The 17347-nt window shown below is 42.6% G+C and carries 15 protein-coding genes; 3 read left to right on the top strand and 12 right to left on the bottom strand.

Annotated elements, in window-relative coordinates; all coding sequences use genetic code 11:
* Positions 1 to 40 precede the first annotated feature (40 nt).
* Genes E0H94_RS05535 through E0H94_RS05550 form a run of 4 tightly spaced genes read right to left on the bottom strand, consistent with a single transcriptional unit; the run spans position 41 to position 3043 of the window.
* Positions 41 to 568: a pilus assembly protein PilP gene (locus E0H94_RS05535; RefSeq protein ID WP_131325490.1), complete on the bottom strand. Its 528-nt coding sequence runs from the start codon at positions 566 to 568 to the stop codon at positions 41 to 43.
* On the bottom strand, positions 565 to 1311 hold the full coding sequence (locus E0H94_RS05540) for a type 4a pilus biogenesis protein PilO (protein WP_131325491.1): 747 nt from the start codon (positions 1309 to 1311) through the stop codon (positions 565 to 567). Before E0H94_RS05540 ends, E0H94_RS05535 begins: the two co-directional genes overlap by 4 nt.
* Positions 1308 to 1985, bottom strand: coding sequence for a PilN domain-containing protein (locus E0H94_RS05545; protein WP_131325492.1), 678 nt, complete (start codon positions 1983 to 1985; stop codon positions 1308 to 1310). Before E0H94_RS05545 ends, E0H94_RS05540 begins: the two co-directional genes overlap by 4 nt.
* Positions 1985 to 3043 carry a pilus assembly protein PilM gene (locus E0H94_RS05550; RefSeq protein ID WP_131325493.1) on the bottom strand — a complete coding sequence of 353 codons (1059 nt, stop codon included), beginning with the start codon at positions 3041 to 3043 and terminating at the stop codon, positions 1985 to 1987. Before E0H94_RS05550 ends, E0H94_RS05545 begins: the two co-directional genes overlap by 1 nt.
* Positions 3044 to 3208: 165 nt before the next feature.
* Between E0H94_RS05550 and ponA the strand changes: the two genes are divergently transcribed.
* A complete protein-coding gene (ponA, locus tag E0H94_RS05555; RefSeq protein ID WP_131325494.1) occupies positions 3209 to 5734 on the top strand; it encodes a penicillin-binding protein PBP1a in 2526 nt (841 codons plus the stop codon).
* A gap of 56 nt (positions 5735 to 5790) precedes the next feature.
* Here ponA and E0H94_RS05560 read toward each other — a convergent pair whose 3' ends face one another.
* The 8 genes from E0H94_RS05560 to E0H94_RS05595 form a co-directional block, all read right to left on the bottom strand.
* On the bottom strand, positions 5791 to 6594 hold the full coding sequence (locus tag E0H94_RS05560; protein WP_131325495.1) for a putative RNA methyltransferase: 804 nt from the start codon (positions 6592 to 6594) through the stop codon (positions 5791 to 5793).
* A 71-nt stretch (positions 6595 to 6665) separates the two neighbouring features.
* Complete coding sequence (gene mraY / locus E0H94_RS05565) at positions 6666 to 7784, bottom strand: phospho-N-acetylmuramoyl-pentapeptide-transferase (protein ID WP_131325496.1); 1119 nt, start codon at positions 7782 to 7784, stop codon at positions 6666 to 6668.
* A 1-nt stretch (position 7785) separates the two neighbouring features.
* Positions 7786 to 9195, bottom strand: a complete 1410-nt coding sequence (locus tag E0H94_RS05570; RefSeq protein WP_131325497.1) for a UDP-N-acetylmuramoyl-tripeptide--D-alanyl-D-alanine ligase — start codon at positions 9193 to 9195, stop codon at positions 7786 to 7788.
* Between the two features lie 9 nt (positions 9196 to 9204).
* A complete protein-coding gene (locus E0H94_RS05575) occupies positions 9205 to 10701 on the bottom strand; it encodes a UDP-N-acetylmuramoyl-L-alanyl-D-glutamate--2,6-diaminopimelate ligase (RefSeq protein WP_131325498.1) in 1497 nt (498 codons plus the stop codon).
* 10 nt (positions 10702 to 10711) lie between these two features.
* Complete coding sequence (ftsI, locus tag E0H94_RS05580; protein ID WP_131325499.1) at positions 10712 to 12535, bottom strand: penicillin-binding protein PBP3; 1824 nt, start codon at positions 12533 to 12535, stop codon at positions 10712 to 10714.
* A 12-nt stretch (positions 12536 to 12547) separates the two neighbouring features.
* Positions 12548 to 12811 carry a cell division protein FtsL gene (locus E0H94_RS05585; RefSeq protein WP_413773005.1) on the bottom strand — a complete coding sequence of 88 codons (264 nt, stop codon included), beginning with the start codon at positions 12809 to 12811 and terminating at the stop codon, positions 12548 to 12550.
* A gap of 79 nt (positions 12812 to 12890) precedes the next feature.
* The gene (rsmH, locus tag E0H94_RS05590) at positions 12891 to 13802 is read right to left on the bottom strand and encodes a 16S rRNA (cytosine(1402)-N(4))-methyltransferase RsmH (protein ID WP_131325501.1); all 912 of its coding nucleotides are present in this window, start codon (positions 13800 to 13802) and stop codon (positions 12891 to 12893) included.
* 174 nt (positions 13803 to 13976) lie between these two features.
* The gene (locus tag E0H94_RS05595; RefSeq protein ID WP_131325502.1) at positions 13977 to 14978 is read right to left on the bottom strand and encodes a sulfate ABC transporter substrate-binding protein; all 1002 of its coding nucleotides are present in this window, start codon (positions 14976 to 14978) and stop codon (positions 13977 to 13979) included.
* Between the two features lie 401 nt (positions 14979 to 15379).
* Here E0H94_RS05595 and E0H94_RS05600 point away from each other — a divergent pair, with 401 nt between their 5' ends.
* A complete protein-coding gene (locus E0H94_RS05600; protein WP_131325503.1) occupies positions 15380 to 15676 on the top strand; it encodes a hypothetical protein in 297 nt (98 codons plus the stop codon).
* A gap of 126 nt (positions 15677 to 15802) precedes the next feature.
* Positions 15803 to 17311, top strand: coding sequence for a glutamate--tRNA ligase (gene gltX / locus E0H94_RS05605; RefSeq protein ID WP_131325504.1), 1509 nt, complete (start codon positions 15803 to 15805; stop codon positions 17309 to 17311).
* The last annotated feature ends 36 nt before the right edge of the window (positions 17312 to 17347 follow it).

Below are 17347 nucleotides of genomic sequence, written 5' to 3' on the forward strand. Positions count from 1 at the left end.
ATAAAATCTTGAATACTGTTTTTCATTTTTATTCCTTTAATTAAGGCGCGGGTCCAATTAAGACGAGGCTACGCGGACGCTCTACATACCCCTCTCGACCATCGGGAATAATCTCTACAAGATCAATCTGTGTAGGGGTAATTTTCACAATTCGCCCTTGATTCATCCCCATATAATTACCGACTTGTACACGCTCAATCTCACCATCGGGTGTCTGAATTAACCCCAAAATTTGCCCAGACTGATTACGCAGACTTCCCTTCATATTCAAGGACTCTAAAGCATAACTTTCTAATGGCTGTGATTGGCGCGAGAAATTCGGATAAACCCGCTTACCCGCCATAATTTTTAATTCTGCCGCTAAAGAACTTGGCATAAACGGACTTTTCAATTGATGCGCTGCATAATTGAATGTCGGTACAGGTGGAAATACTGGTGCAGGCTCAATCGGCAAAGGTTGCTGATTGCGAATATTCACCATTTCCATATTCACTGCGTCAATACGTGAATCACACCCCACCAAAACCAACCCAAACATCAAAGTAAATGCTATTTTCTCAAATTTCATTTCTTCGCTCCTTCTGGAGTAACTTGAGCAGGAGGAGTTGTGGCATTCGTACCTACTGCCGCATTTTGATTTTCTGTAGCGCCTATATAGCGATAGGTACGCGCCTTCGCGATATAAGTCACTTGCGGAATTTCAGATTTTTTATCTGTACTCATAGACGAACTGATATCAAAATCATGCAAGGTCACAATTCGAGGTAATGCTGCAATACCACTCACAAACGAACCAAAGGCATGATAATCACCTGTTGCTTCAATACTAATCGGCTGCTCAACAAAAAATTCTTGTTTGACTTCAGGCTCTAAACGAATATTTTTAAATTTCAGTCCAGAGTTGACACCTGTCACGTTAATATCTTCAACCAGACCAGGAATTTCAGTTTCCTTCGGCAATTGCTCCAATTGTTGATTAAAGTTCGCTTCCATCTCCTGCAACTGTGCTTGATATTGTTGCAGATTACGTAACTTTGAATCTTTCTCTCTAAATTCATTCAGCAAATTTTGCTCTTGCGCATGTGCGCCAGAAATCGCATCTAACTGCGGCTTGATCACAACAAAATAGCCAACAACACAAATTAAAAAGACAATAAAAATCCAACAGGTAATTTTGACCGATAATGGCCAACTGCCATAATTGTTAGGATCCAACGTGTTAAATTGTTGAAAAAATTTATCCACTGTCATTTTTTTCTTAGGTTTAACAGCAGCCTCTTGATTTAGATCATCAAACTCATCACGACTCATTGTGCTGCCCCCGCTGTTGAACTAGCTGCTGCATTTGCATCATTTGCCACTACCGCCATAGAGCCTGCAGCCTCATTCGCTGCATTCGTCGGCATAGCGATCTCATCCAGATCTGCAGTCACCACAAAGCTGCCATAACTATCCTCAACACGAGGAACAATCGAACTTGGCGCTTTATTCTTGTTTTCTTCTACTGCCAAGAAGGAATTCATAAAGGCATTACGATACCAAGGTGAAGCCTCTAAATTACGTAAGAATTCAGCCACAGCATTTGGACTTTCTGCTTTACCTTCAATGGTAAATTTATCGCCAACACGACTGAACTTGGTAATATATAAATTCGCAGGCACTACACGCGCCATTTCATCAATTAAACGCACGGCAATTGGTCGTTGACTTTGTAGCCCTTGAATCAACTTCATCCGTTCTACAATCGCATTACGCTGCTCCTGTAAACCTTCTAAAGATTTTAGCTGTACATCCAAGTTCTGATTGGTGCTGATAATGAGTTGATTCGCTTGCTCTTGATCTTCAAGCTTGTAGTTGTAATAGAACCATGCCGCTACAACCAATAACACCCCAATTAAAGCCGCCCCAATACAAATAATAATAAATTCTTTTTTCCGTTTCTCTCTTAGCTCATCACGCCAAGGGAGCAGGTTAATTTTTGCCATTAATCAAAACTCCTCAATGCTAGACCACACGCCACCAAGAGAGAGGAAGCATCATTTTCAATTTTTTTAATATCTATTTTTGGCGAAAAGCCCATTTGTAAAAATGGATTCGCAATCGTGACACGATATCCCAGTTTTTGTTGTAATAACTTAGCCAAACCTGGAATATTGGCATTTCCGCCCGCCAATAAAATATGATCAATTTCATTAAACTGCGAAGATGAGAAGAAGAACTGCAAAGAACGTGCAGCCTGTTGCACCACCGCTTCAAGAAATGGCTCTAAAACTTCTACGTCATAATCATCGGGTAAAGTACGGCTTTTCTTGGCACGTCCCGCTTCATCAAATGACAATCCATAACGATTCTGGATTTCTTGGGTCAGTTGCTTTCCACCAAAAACCTGTTCACGGGTATAGATAATTTTGTCATTTTGCATGACCGATAACGTGGTCATGGTATGCCCAATATCTAAAATACCGACGGTATTTACCCCCATCGGCATGGTATCAGAGAATACTTTATAGACGTTTTCTATTGCGAAACTTTCTACATCCGCAATTTTAGGCGTAATTCCAGCCAGTTCCAGCACTTCCGAACGCGCTTCCACGTTTTCGAGACGTGTTGCCACCAAAAGCACATTTACCCGATTGGGATTAGCTAAACGATCAGACAAAACTTCAAAATCAAGGCTGACTTCATCTAATGGGAACGGAATATATTGTTCAGCATCCATACGGATTTGAACTTCACGTTCATCATCCGTCATATCCGCATCCATCTCGATAATTTTACTAATCACCATAGACGTTGGAATGGCAATTGCTGCTGCATGCGATTGAACATTTGCTAAATTTAAAGCACGCTCCAAAGCCTCCCCAATAGCTTCAGGATTCAAAATGTTCTTTTCAACAATGCTGCCTTCTGGTAATGGGACCAAAGCATAGCTTTCTACCCAATAGCGACCGTTTTTCACAGACAGCTCTAACAACTTAACAGAAGTGGAACTAATATCTACTCCTATTAACCCCTTATTTGGCTTACGATATAACCTGAGCACAATACTATTCCTATTATTTTTTTATCCCCAATAGAAGTAACTAACCAATTGGCTGCGGTCTATAATTTTATACGGATACAATAACTCATTAACAATCCGTATCTGTAAACGGCTATACTGACCACCAATTAGTTTGCCATTAGCTCCTATTAAAACTTACTTGTTATGAAAAAGCTATCTTGTTCAGGCCGTGTTCATCCATTTTTTTTGATCATAATTATAGTTTTGGTCGCAATTCCTATGGGATTTTATGGCATGTATCTCTATATTGCCCCCTCTTTGCCTAAAATGAGCATCCTAAAAAAAGCCCCCTTATTAAAACCATTACAAGTTTATAGTGCGGATCAGCAACTTATTGCAGAATATGGTGGCAAACTTTCTGTTCCTGTGGAATATGATCAAATTCCAAGAACCTTTATTCATGCTTTTTTAGCCGCAGAAGATTCAGCTTTTTTTGAACACAGTGGGATTAGCTTTAAAGGTTTGGGGCGTGCGGTGAGTGAGAGCATTACAGGCTCAAATGTGCAAACTGGTGGCTCGACCATTACCATGCAAGTGGCAAAGAACTATTACCTCAGTCCTGAACGTACACTCAAACGCAAACTGACCGAAGTTTTTCTTGCACGTAAAATTGAACAAAACTTAACTAAAGAAGAAATTCTAACCCTGTATGTAAACAAGATTTTTCTGGGTAAAAATGCCTATGGCATTGCTGCTGCCGCCAAAATTTACTACAACAAAAATTTAGAAGATTTGAGCATTGCCCAAATGGCAATGATTGCAGGTCTTCCTAAAGCCCCTTCAAAATACAACCCCGTTGCCAATCCTGAACGTGCATTAGAACGTCGCAACTGGATTCTGGGGCGTATGCTGCAATTGGGTTATATCAATCAAGAACAATATCAAAATGCCATTGCTGAACCCATCAATCTAGATATGCCTGAACGTGGTGTAAGCAATCAATTTCCCTATGTCGGCGAAATGGTCCGCGCCGAATTGGTGAGTAAATTTGGGGAACAGGCCATTGATTCTGGTTATAAGGTCTATACCACCATTAATAGCCAACGCCAATTTTTTGCTGAACAATCCGTACAAGAAGGTTTAGAGGCCTATGATCGACGCCATGGTTGGCGCGGTGCCGAAGCACATGATAAAGATTTAAAACAATTTACAGCTTATGCCAACACCTACCCTGCAAAAGTCAGCAAAGTGAATGACAACTCCTTTGAAGCCTTCATGCAAGATGGTTCCAGTGTGACTGTACCTTGGTCAGGGATGTCTTGGGCACGTCCCTATCGTAACGCCAACAGCGTAGGCCCTGCACCCAGTCGTGCTTCTCAAATTGTAAAAGTCAAAGATATTGTTCGTTTAAGACCAAATGCAGACAAAACCTCATGGTCATTGGTACAAATCCCGAAAGCCCAAGGACAGCTGATTGCACTGAATCCCAATAATGGTGCGATTGAAGCTGTTGTTGGGGGATATAATTTTTATCAATCCAAATTTAACCGAGCTTTACAAGGCTGGCGTCAACCTGGTTCGACCATTAAACCGTTTGTTTATGCCTTGGCATTAGAACGCGGCATGACACCTTTTACCATGGTCAACGATAGTCCCATTACCATTGGCAAATGGTCACCCCGAAATTCAGATGGGCGCTATCTGGGCATGATTCCTTTACGCCGTGCTTTATATTTATCACGAAATACCGTCTCGGTCCGTTTACTCCAAGCGGTCGGTATTGAGCGTACTCGCCAATTGTTTATGGATTTTGGTTTACAAGAAGATCAGATTCCAAATAATTACACTATTGCTTTAGGCACACCCCAAGTATTGCCCATTCAAATGGCAACAGGTTATGCCACATTTGCGAACGGCGGTTACCGCATTCAACCGCATTTTATTGACCGTATTGAAGATGCCTATGGCAAAGTCATTTATCAAGCCAATCCTGAATATGCCTGCATTGAGTGTATCAATGAAACTGCAAAAGAACCCTCTGAAACAACAACTGTCACACCTGATGATGAAGTCATTGAAGTCACCAATCAAAGTGTCGAACCGAAGATAACAGAACCTCATGCCGCCAATGCAGAATACCGTCAAGCACAACGAATTTTAAAATCCAGCTCTGCCTTTGATATGGCGAACATCCTCAAAGATGTTATCCAACATGGTACAGGGCGCGCTGCACTTAAAATTGGCCGCGATGATTTAGGTGGTAAAACAGGAACCACCAATGATGCCAAAGATGCATGGTTTGCAGGCTTTAATGGCAAATTGGTCACGGTGGCATGGGTCGGCTTTGACCAACCAACCACCCTAGGTCGACGTGAATACGGGGGTGTTGCTGCATTACCAATTTGGACCAACTTTATGGACAATGCTTTAAAAGGCACACCATCAGCTTGGGTACATTTTGACAAAGATGCTAAGGCGCCTACATTACATAACGATACCCAATTTATTGAAGGCGAAACCAAAAAAGATTACCGCTCTTCACCACCATTGGCTCAGCCGTTATATCGCCCTAAACCAGCCGCTCCTGCACGTGCGCCTGAGCGTGACTTTGATGATTTGCCGGATGAAGAAAACTTGGTTCCAAGTGATCAAACTCCGCCGGCAATGCAACCGAATACTCCAAGTAAGAAATCAGATGCCATTGAACATTTGATTGATCAATTTCAATAGCAGATCTTAGTCACCCAATAAAAAGCCCTCATTATTTAAGAGGGCTTTTTATATATTTATTTCTTTTGAAATAAATAAAGCTGGAATTGCGCAGTCACCTTAAATTCAGCTAAAGCTTCTAGGGCATTTCTGCGCTCTACTTTCGCTTTATAAGCATAAGGGGTCATTGCTATCAGATTTTTGAGCTGTTGCTGTGACAGCATTAAATCCGCACTCACCACTTGCGAATCAACCAAGTCAAAGTCCTGTGCCAACTGCTGTACAAACTTATTTGGCTCATGCGGTTTCACCTCTTCAAATAAGGTCTCACGAATGGCAAATAAGTGTTCAGGTGCTGGTGTCACCACCAATAAATACCCTTTATCCTTCAGCACACGTAATATTTCTTGTTGAGGAATTGGACTAAATAAACTGCTGCACAGGTCAATGGATTGATCTAATACAGGCAAAGTCGCTCCCGTACCCACCACCCATGTCACATCTGAATTCAGTTTAGCCGCAACTTGCACTGCATTTTTCGCAATATCCACACCGACACATTGCAACACCTCTGCCTGCATCGCATCAGTGTAATAGCCTTCACCGCAACCAATATCCAAAAGATTTTCAATGCGCAGTTGACGCAGTTTTTCAACCACGGCTTGCTGTAAAGGTGCATAAAATCCTGCACTTAAAAATGCGCGACGAGCTTGTACCGACTCGGGTGTATCGCCTGGGGTTTTACTGTGCTTGTGTTGCACCACATGTAAATTCACATAACCCTGTTTAGCCACATCGTAACTATGACGATTCTCACATTGCCACGTTTTATCCACCAAATTTAATTTCTCACGACATACAGGGCACATGAGTAGATTCATTATTTTCTCCAAAAATTGCCCATAAAAATAAAAAGGCCGGCATATGCCGACCTGATTTTCACGGATTTTGCTTAACGCAATTTTAAGGTCATGAGACCCAAAACCACCAGCATAATTGTGATAATCCAGAAACGAATCACCACTTGGGTTTCACGCCAGCCTTTCTTTTCATAATGATGATGCAAAGGTGCCATCAAGAAAACGCGTTTATTTCGCATTCGTAACGAACCAATTTGCAGGAACACTGAAATCGCTTCCACCACAAAGACACCGCCCATAATCGCAAATACGATTTCTTGACGTACCATGACCGCAATCGTACCTAGCATCGCTCCAAGTGATAAAGCACCAACATCGCCCATAAAGACTTGGGCAGGATGCGCGTTATACCAGAGGAAAGCCAAGCCTGCACCAATCATTGCAGCACAAATCACGACCAATTCAGACGAATATTTCACATAAGGAATATGCAGATAACTGGCAAAACGTACATCACCCGCCAAGTAAGCAAATACACCTAAACCCGCTGCAACCAAGACAATCGGCATAATTGCCAAACCATCTAAACCATCGGTCAGGTTGACTGCGTTGGAAGCCCCGTTAATCACCAAATAGGTAAAAAGAATAAATCCAATCCCTAAAGGAATAATCGACAATGGAATGCTGAGATTTTTAAAGAATGGAATCAGCAAATCCAGCATATTTGCCGTATGAATTGGATTCTCTTGTTGCTTGGCAATCACATACAACGCAATCCCAGCACCTAAAGATGCGACCGAAGTCCAGAAAAATTTCTTTCGTGCTGGCAAACCCGCATTGTCTTTATACCGGATTTTAATCCAGTCATCCGCCCAACCTACAGCACCGAAAATGACCATGACAGCCAAAACAATCCACACATAAGGATTCGATAAATCTGCCCAAAGTAAGGTCGAAATCCCAATCGAAAGCAGAATCAGTACCCCACCCATAGTCGGTGTACCCATTTTTTTAGCATGGCTTTCAGGTGCAAAAGTACTGACTGCCTGACCATATTTTAGGGCTTGTAATTTACGAATCATTACTGGACCAAGCACCAATCCAATGGATAGTGCGGTCAAAACACTCAGGAGTGAGCGCAATGTTAAATAGCGTACGACTTGGAATGAGCTGTGATAGCCCGCAAGCTGTTCAAATAACCATAACAGCATTTTAGAGTTTCTCCATCAAGTCAGTCATCAAGGTTTCCATATGGGTATAACGAGAACCTTTAAACAGGAAACTCATCGACTGGGGTTGATGTGTTTCGACTAAACTAATTAAAAAAGGTAAGGCTTGTTCTTGACTCAAGAAGGCCTGTAATTTCTTACCATATTGGGTACTGCGCGCCCCTTCTTGCGTAGCTGGTGAGAACTCACCCACAGCGACGACAAAATTAATGCCTTTGATCGAGACCAAATCACGCCCCAACATATAGTGTTGTTGCGCAGCGCTTTGACCCAATTCACCAATATCCCCAATCACCATCACCCGCACACCTTCTTGTTGCGCAAGCACTTCGCCCGCTGCACGCATTGAAGTTGGATTGGCATTGTAAGTATCATCAATGAATAGATAAGGTGCTTTCTGAATAAAATTCAGGCGACCTTTAGCACCTTGCGCTTGCTCTAAACCCAATACAATATCATCCAAAGCAATACAAATGGCTAAGGCAAAAGCCACCGCAGCAGTTGCATTCTGAACATTATGTTCACCAGCAAACGGTAAATTCACAACTCGTTCACCCTGCGGTGTATGCAAGTTGAAACGCGCTGATTGTGGTTTTAGCTGTATATCAGAGGCATACACATCACCCCCTTGGCCAAAACTCAATACCTGCTCAGTTTGTACGATTTGGCGAATTGGATCGGTAAAATCGTCAGCTGCGGGCACAATGGCAGTACCTGTCGGTGCAATATGGGCATAAATTTCTGATTTGGCACGGCAAATGCCTTCTCGTCCACCAAACTCACCCAAGTGTGCCGTACCAATATTTAGAATACCTGCTACATGCGGTTGAACCAATTGTGAAGTGTAATCAATTTCGCCTTGGTGGCTTGCACCCAACTCCATAACAGCGTAACGATGCTCTGCACGTAACTCCAACAACATCATCGGTACACCCAAATCATTGTTCAAATTACCGCGTGTAATTAAAGTTGGCGCAAGACGCGACAAGATACTACCGAGCATTTCTTTGGTGGTGGTTTTACCACTACTACCGGTCAAGGCAATCACTTTTAAGTCTTGCTGCTGCGCACGTCGATAAGCTCCCAAATGCCCTAAAGCCAAACGCGTATCAGGCACGACCAACTGACAAATATCAGCATCTACAGGATGACTGACAATTGCCACCTCGCAGCCCTGCTGCACAACTTTCACAACAAAATCATGTGCATCAAAACGCTCACCTTTCAGGGCTAAAAATGCATCACCATGTTCCGCATGACGGGAATCAGTCAAAATTCGTTTAATTTCACCACTTGGCTGCCGATCATGTAGCCAATAACCTTGGGTTGCTTCTAGTAATTCTGCTGCAGTCCACGGTTCTAAAGGAACCGTACTGGTGGTTGAAGTATGCATCTTAATTTCCTATTGCGCGGGATATGCTGAATTTGTGGCAAGATGTTGTGCATCAATCGCCGCCTGTACTTCAACCACATCATCAAACCAGTGACGAACACCCTCAATTTCTTGATAGTTCTCGTGCCCTTTGCCCGCAATCACGACAATATCACCTGCTTGTGCAGTTTTTACCGCAAATTTAATCGCTTCACGGCGGTCATGAATCTCGTGTACCACATGGCCAGTGAAATCAATGCCTGCCTTCATATCGGCAAAAATCTGTTCAGGATTTTCCGTCCGCGGGTTATCTGAGGTTAACAGCACCACATCGGCACCATTTAAAGCGGCTTGAGTCATCAGTGGGCGTTTCCCCCGATCACGATCACCACCACAGCCAAATACCGCCCATAAATTCTGTTCAACATGGCGCTTTAAGGTGGTTAAGACTTGCACCAAGGCATCTGGTGTATGCGCGTAATCCACCACAAACAAGCGTGTATCGTCACGAATCACCTGCATGCGTCCTGGTGCACCTTGCAACTGAGGTACTGTTGCAACCAACTCTACCAAATCAAAACCAGCCTGCTGTGCCACGATTAAACTCGCCACCAGATTCTCAATATTAAAATGTCCAAGCAACGGACTTTGTACCTCAAGCTGGCCTTGTGCTGTTACTAAGCTAAAGTTTGCGCCAGATAAGCTGTACTGAATATTCTTAACTTGATAATCCGCAGCTTGGGTCATGGAATAAGTCAATATTTTGGGCTGTGCTGGATTCTCACGTGCTGCCGCCAACATGATGGAGGCATATTCATCATCAAGATTAATCACCGCAACCTTCAAAGACTCAAATTTAAACAACAGTGATTTAGCTGCTGCATAAGCTTCGAGCGTCCCGTGATAATCCAAATGATCACGACTTAAATTACTATAAGCCGCAATTTCAATAGCACAGCCCGTTAAACGCCCCTGTTCTAGACCATGCGAGCTTGCTTCAATCGAAGCAAATTTTGCCCCTTGTTGCGCATAACCATGCAAAGCATTTTGCAACTGCAAGGCATCCAAGGTGGTGTGTGAAGAGCTTTCCAGATGTGGAAGTATGCCATTACCTGTGGTGCCCATCACTGCACAAGGTTGTCCTTGCAACATCAGCAACTCTGCAACCAAGCGTGAAATTGTGGTTTTACCATTGGTTCCTGTCACCGCCAAAATCTGTACGGCTTGCATTGGAGATACGGCTTGCAAATATTGTTTTTGCCATGTACCCATTAAATGACGAATTTCAGGCACCACTAAACTCGGAGAAACACCTAGCTCAGTTTCACTAATAATAGCCAGAGCACCTTTATCCAAAGCTGCCTGTGCAAATTGCACGGTTTTTTCAGGTTGGCTCAAACTGTTTAGGGCAATAAAGATTTGTCCCGCTTGCACATAGCGACTATCCAAACAAAAACCTTGGAAAGGTTGACTCATCCATCCAGTGATTTGATCATCAGGATGCAGTTCTTGAAATGTAATTGACATTCAGCACCTATTACTGGATTTGAGGGGTGTCTAAAGGCTTATCTAAAGGCACATTCATTAAACGGAGTGACTCTTGCATCACTCGAGCAAAGACAGGCGCGGCAACTAAGCCACCATAATATTGACCTTGTGGATTTTCCACGACCACAAAAATCGCCAAACGTGGATCACTCACAGGTGCAACCCCTGAAAATAGTGCACGATATTCTTTTTCCGAATAACCTTTACGGTCAGCACGTAATTTATGCGCAGTTCCTGTTTTACCTGCCACACGATAACCTGGAATATTGGCTTGACGTGCTGTACCGCCCGGTAGCGTCACTGCTTCCATCATCAACAACACTTGATCGGCAATTTTCGGATCAATCATTTGCTGGCCTTTAGGCGGTTCTTCTAGCTTATACAGACTCAGAGGAACTTTTATCCCATGATTCGCCAACATGGCATAAGCATCGACCATTTGCAGTACAGTTGCGTTAATCCCATAACCATAAGCCATGGTCGCAACCTCAGACACGTTCCACTTACTTGGCGGCAGCACCATACCCGAACTTTCACCGGGAAATTTAACTGCCGAACGCTGCCCAAAACCCACACGTTTTAAAAAGGTTGGTAAAGTTGCATAAGGTAAAGATAAAGCAATTTTCGCCACACCCACGTTAGACGATTTCTGAATAATCCCTGCTAACGTCAGTTGCCCGTAGTTATGCGTATCACGAATGGTATGGTTGCCGACACGCATAGATCCTGGTGAGGTATTCACCACAGTGGTTGGCATGTATTTACCTGTTTCCAATGCCATAGCAACCGTTAAAGGTTTCATGGTCGAACCTGGTTCAAACATGTCCGTTGCGCCACGGTTACGCATGGCATCTTTATTGGCCAAACCATTTTTATCATTTGGGTTATACGACGGCCAACTGGTCATCGCCAAGATTTCACCCGTTTTCACATCTACCGCAATGGCCGATGCTGAGCGTGCATTGTTCGCCACACCTGCCGCAGTAAGTTCACGGTATAAAATATATTGCAGGCGCGAATCGATACTCAGGGTAATGTTTTCCCCAGACTCAACCTCTTTCACCACTTCTGGGTCTTTTACACGGTTACCTTTCTTGTCACGCACCACTTGCTGTTCACCATCAACACCGGCAAGACGCTTGTTGAGCTGCATTTCCAAACCTTCAATCCCGACCCCTTCACTATTGGTCAAACCGATAATTTGTGCATTGGGCTGTGGCTGCGGGTAATAACGCTTATAGTTTTTCTCGGTATACACCGCTTGAAAGTCGCGCTTTTCAATTAATTCTGCCTGTTGTGGCGGAATTTCTTTTTGCAACACTAAATAACGTGAACGAGGGCGCTCGTTCATTTTTTTCTTAAGTTCTGCTCGATCCATGCCTACCGCATCGGCTAATTCATCCAGATTGAGGTTCTTTTCTGGCAATTGGCGCTTTAGTTTTCGATTATGCGGATCTTTCGCCAATTCAGCGGTAATGTCATCAAATAATTTTTTATTATCAAAATAGTCACGTGGATCAATCACCACTTTCATGACAGGCGTACTGATCGCCAAAGGTACGCCATGGCGATCATAAATCACCCCACGCATGGCTTTTAGTTTTTCAGTACGTAAAATATTGGCATTGGCTTTATTTTGTAAAAAGTCATGGTTAATCACTTGCACATAAAATGCACGACCAACCAATGCCAAAAAGCATAATAACACCACGGCCCACATCAGATAAAAACGCCACATTTCTACGCTAATGGCATTTTTACCCGTAATCGACTGTTGCTTCTTACGTGGTTGCTTGGTCTGCTTGTCTACCATATACAGCTAGCCTTATTTATTGTCATCTGAAGTCATAGGTAAAGAAATTACAACCGTTTGCGCGGCAGGCGGAGAATACATACGTAACTGAGTCACTGCACGAGTCCCGATTTGCGCAGTTGCACCAAAGGTTTGTTGCTCAATCAGCAACCGTCCCCACTCGGCATTCAAGTCATCACGATCACGCAGAAATGAACTCAGCTCACGATAATCATGTCGATATTCAAACACCTGAAAGACCACCATAATTGCGCTGATGAAAACCAAAATTAACATACAGGCATACGTGATATATTTTTTCGTCCGCAATTTTTCTGCTTTCTTTTCAACTGCTTCAGTTTTCATAGTTCGCCTTTTAAACTAAGCGTTCCGCAACACGAAGCCAAGCACTGCGTGAACGTGGATTGGCCTTAACTTCTTCTTCACTCGCACGCACACGTGCAATTTTTTTCAAACGACGGGTATCTTGCTGTTGTTGTGGTAGTCCCCATCCTGTGTCTTCCGCCAAAGTCGATTCTTTTTGAATAAATTGCTTAATCAGTCGATCTTCCAATGAATGGAAACTAATTACGGCCAAACGACCTTCAGGTTTTAACACCTCAACCGCTTGAGGCAAGAAAGCTTCAATATCTTCTAATTCTTTATTAATCGCAATACGTATTGCCTGAAATGTACGCGTTGCAGCATGTTTATTTTTTTCCCACTTTGGATGCGCAACTTTCACAATTTCTGCCAACTGACGTGTAGTGTCAATCTGCCCTGCCGCTTTAATTGCTTTGGCAATGCGGCGACTATAACGTTCTTCTCCGTACTTGAAAATCACATTGGCCAAAGCTTCTTCTTCAATCTGCATCAACCACTCTGCTGCGGTCGGACCTTGCGAATTATCCATACGCATGTCCAAGGGACCATCCTGCATAAAGCTAAAACCCCGTTCCGCCTGATCTAACTGCGGTGAAGAAACGCCTAAATCTGCCATTACACCATCGACTTGGCCTAAATCTAATGCAGCAAGCGCTTGCTGTAGATCTGCAAAACTGGCATGAATAATGTGAAAACGAGAATCTTCAGCGGCTAACGCAGCAGCAACTGCAAGGGCTTGTGGATCTTTATCGAAAGCATAAACTTTAGAATTTTCATCGAGTTTTGAAAGCAATAATCGGGTATGTCCCCCTCGACCAAAAGTGCCATCGACATAAATCCCTGTATTCCGACCTGCCAACAAGGCATCCACAGTTTCATGAAGTAATACAGAAATATGAGACATAACAGTGCAATCAAAGTACCAAAAATTTAACTGCACATTATTACCTTGTTTTAGGAAAGCTCCAAACGTCTTTTTGTAGGGAAATATTATTTTCTATAGAGAAAACCGTTTCTATTGTACAACCTAAGCAAAAAAGCCTCCTTTGGAGACTTTTTTGTACTATTTTAAGCCAGTTTAATTGGCTTGATTATAAATCTGATCAAAAATCGCACCATTTACAAAGTGCGTTTGTTGCGCTTTTGCCCAACCACCAAATACATCTCCAATCGTAAAGAGTTTAATCTTTGGAAATTGGGCAGCGTATTTGGCTGCGGCTTGTGCATTGCGTGGGCGGAAATAATATTTTGCTGCTAAATCTTGTCCCTTCGGTGAATACAAATAATTTAAATACCCTTTGGCCAAGTTGCGATTGCCATCTTTATCAACGGTTCGATCAACAATCGCGACTGAAGGTTCTGCCAAGATAGAAACCGAAGGATAAACAATTTCAAACTCGCCTTTGCCCAAACCTTTGGTTGCCAACAAAGCTTCGTTTTCCCAAGACAACAACACATCCCCTATGCCACGTTCAGCAAAGGTGGTTAAAGAGCCTCGCGCCCCCGAATCCAGCACTTTGACATTGTGATACAGATTTTTGACCAACTCTTTCGCTTTGGCGTCATTGCCCCCGGGTTGTTTTAGAGCATAACCCCATGCCGCCAGATAAATCCAACGTGGTGCCCCACCTGTTTTTGGATTAGGGGTAATAATTTCAACGCCCGGCTTTACCAAGTCATTCCAGTCTTTAATGTGTTTTGGATTGCCCTTGCGCACCAAAAAAACCACGGTTGAAGTATAAGGTGCCGAATTATTTGGAAATTCTTTTTGCCAATTTTTATCGATATAACCAGCTTTGACAATTTCATCAATATCATTGGCCAAAGCTAAAGTCACCACATCGGCTTCTAAACCTGTTGCTACAGCGCGTGCTTGCTTACCAGACCCCCCATGAGACTGTTTGAATTCAATCTCTTGACCCGTGCGCTGCTTCCAGTACTGACCAAATTCTTTATTGTATTCTTGATAAAATTCACGGGTCGGATCATAAGACACATTCAAGAAGCTTTTTGCTGCCAAGACTTGCCCCGAAACCCCAGCTAAAATTGCAATTCCCAATGCAAAGAAAGATTTATTCATTGTCGGACTCTAATGACTGTTTTTTGCACTATATTTTTAATCAATAGTTTGCACAATCATGTTGGCTATAATCATTTATTCATAGTTTTTCTAATTTTAAGATATATAAAATATTGCAATATAAGCCTCAAATTATGCTGCATCATGTCATGAAATAGTCTAAAATTTGTCACAATATTACAATCTTCATGATGTCTTCATATTTATTTGCTACAACAATAATAGATCGTTATTACTGTAATCATTAAGCGTAAAATCATTTAGATTTTCTTATCTTTTTGTAAAAAGTGTGATGTAAGTCTACTTTTTTGTTTCTATAGATGTTTAAATTGTAGCTATAGTATGTAGAACAGTATTTTAAAAAAAGTTCTCAACGTGTTGAGTTAAAGGGGGAATTCGCGATGAACGTACACTTTTTTCAAGCCATCTTTCTGAGTGTGGGTTTGGGTTTAATGGCTCAATCGGGTCACACTGCTGCAATTAAAGCCACCCTGAACAAAAGTGCAGCACCAGAAAAAGTCTCTTTGATTGAAAAAGCACTCAATCAGCAAAAGCAAGGTGACAATTATTTGCAGGCAGATAACAATTTAAAAGTGCTGACCGCAATTAAAGTTGCACCGACCCAAAGTTTCTTTGCAACGCAAAATGAGCGCTTCTCACGTTTCTTACAAGCGATTTTCCCGCAAAATAATTCTTGATTCAAACGCCCAATTTTTTCCCCTTAAAAATTGGTCATAAGCCCAGTCACAAATGTTGAATTAAGCATTAAGTGATTGGGCTTTTTCGTTATAATAGCCTCAGTTTATTTTCTGAAAAATATTGTTATGACTATTCGTACCCGTATTGCTCCCTCACCTACAGGGTTTCCTCATGTAGGAACTGCCTACATCGCGTTATTTAACATGTGTTTTGCAAAAAAACATGGCGGCGAATTTATCTTACGTATTGAAGATACCGACCAACTTCGCTCGACACCTGAATCTGAAAAAATGATTTTAGATTCTTTACGCTGGTTAGGTTTGAATTGGTCTGAGGGACCAGACGTGGGCGGACCTCACGCACCTTATCGCCAATCGGAGCGTATGCATATCTACAAACAATATGCTTTAGATTTGGTTGAAAAAGGCCATGCATTCTACTGCTTCGCAACGGCTGAAGAACTAGATCAAATGCGTGAAGAACAACAAGCACGTGGCGAAACACAAAAATATGATGGCCGTGGCTTAAAACTCACCCAAGAAGAAGTGCAACGCCGCCTTGCAGCGGGTGAACCACACGTAATTCGGATGAAAGTACCTGAAGACGGCGTGTGTAAAGTTAATGACTTGTTACGTGGTGAGGTTGAAATTCCTTGGGCGCAAGTCGACATGCAAGTGTTATTAAAAACCGACGGTTTACCAACTTATCACTTGGCAAACGTGGTTGATGATCACTTAATGGAAATCACCCATGTGCTTCGTGGTGAAGAATGGTTGCCATCTGCACCAAAACACCAGTTACTTTACCAATATTTTGGCTGGGAAATGCCAACTCTGTGCCACATGCCATTGTTGCGTAATCCAGACAAATCAAAACTGTCTAAACGTAAAAACCCGACCTCGATCAACTACTACCGTGACATTGGTGTATTGCCTGAAGCGCTCTTGAACTACTTGGGTCGTATGGGCTGGTCAATGCCTGACGAACGTGAAGTCTTTACCTTAAATGACATGGTTGAACACTTTGATGTGAAACGTGTGTCTTTAGGTGGTCCAATTTTTGATGTGGAAAAACTTAATTGGCTGAATGGTCAATGGATTAAATCCCTCACTCCTGGTCAGTTACTCGATCGTCTGTTGAGCTGGAAAAGTGACCGCAATACCTTAGAAGATATTGCAGCTGCAATTCAGCCACGTATTCACTTGTTGTCTGAAGCAGTGAATTGGGCCGGTTTCTATTTCAACCACATGCCACAAATTAGCAAAGAACAGTTTGAAAGCAAGAAGTTGACTGAAGAACAAGTGCGTCAAAGCTTGCAATTTGCCATTTGGCGTTTAGAAAGCCAGTTTGCGTGGAACAATGACACGGTGAGTCAAATCCTGATGGATTTAGCCAACCAGATGAACATTAAGCTGCGTGATTTCATGCCAGCCTTCTTTATTGCGATTGCAGGTTCGACTTCTTCGACCCCAGTCATGCAATCGATGGTGACTTTAGGTCCAGACTTAACCTTCGCTCGTTTACGCCATGCACTGGAAATTGTGGGTGCACCGAGCAAAAAAGAAGCGAAAGTATGGGAAAAATTAAATGAAAGTCTGAAATTGCCGAAAAATGATGCAATTGAACAAGCCTAATTAAATTAGCTGTTGACGTGTGAGCAGAATATCCCT

The sequence above is a fragment of the Acinetobacter sp. ANC 4173 genome, assembly GCF_004331255.1.
Lineage (GTDB): Bacteria > Pseudomonadota > Gammaproteobacteria > Pseudomonadales > Moraxellaceae > Acinetobacter.

Bases quoted from the DNA above. Each gene is read 5' to 3' on its own strand.
- E0H94_RS05535 (WP_131325490.1), bottom strand. From the start codon at position 568: ATGAAATTTGAGAAAATAGCATTTACTTTGATGTTTGGGTTGGTTTTG.
- E0H94_RS05540 (WP_131325491.1), bottom strand. From the start codon at position 1,311: ATGAGTCGTGATGAGTTTGATGATCTAAATCAAGAGGCTGCTGTTAAA.
- E0H94_RS05545 (WP_131325492.1), bottom strand. From the start codon at position 1,985: ATGGCAAAAATTAACCTGCTCCCTTGGCGTGATGAGCTAAGAGAGAAA.
- ponA (WP_131325494.1), top strand. From the start codon at position 3,209: ATGAAAAAGCTATCTTGTTCAGGCCGTGTTCATCCATTTTTTTTGATC.
- E0H94_RS05560 (WP_131325495.1), bottom strand. From the start codon at position 6,594: ATGAATCTACTCATGTGCCCTGTATGTCGTGAGAAATTAAATTTGGTG.
- mraY (WP_131325496.1), bottom strand. From the start codon at position 7,784: ATGCTGTTATGGTTATTTGAACAGCTTGCGGGCTATCACAGCTCATTC.
- E0H94_RS05570 (WP_131325497.1), bottom strand. From the start codon at position 9,195: ATGCATACTTCAACCACCAGTACGGTTCCTTTAGAACCGTGGACTGCA.
- E0H94_RS05575 (WP_131325498.1), bottom strand. From the start codon at position 10,701: ATGTCAATTACATTTCAAGAACTGCATCCTGATGATCAAATCACTGGA.
- ftsI (WP_131325499.1), bottom strand. From the start codon at position 12,535: ATGGTAGACAAGCAGACCAAGCAACCACGTAAGAAGCAACAGTCGATT.
- E0H94_RS05585 (WP_413773005.1), bottom strand. From the start codon at position 12,811: ATGTTAATTTTGGTTTTCATCAGCGCAATTATGGTGGTCTTTCAGGTG.
- rsmH (WP_131325501.1), bottom strand. From the start codon at position 13,802: ATGTCTCATATTTCTGTATTACTTCATGAAACTGTGGATGCCTTGTTG.
- E0H94_RS05595 (WP_131325502.1), bottom strand. From the start codon at position 14,978: ATGAATAAATCTTTCTTTGCATTGGGAATTGCAATTTTAGCTGGGGTT.
- E0H94_RS05600 (WP_131325503.1), top strand. From the start codon at position 15,380: ATGAACGTACACTTTTTTCAAGCCATCTTTCTGAGTGTGGGTTTGGGT.
- gltX (WP_131325504.1), top strand. From the start codon at position 15,803: ATGACTATTCGTACCCGTATTGCTCCCTCACCTACAGGGTTTCCTCAT.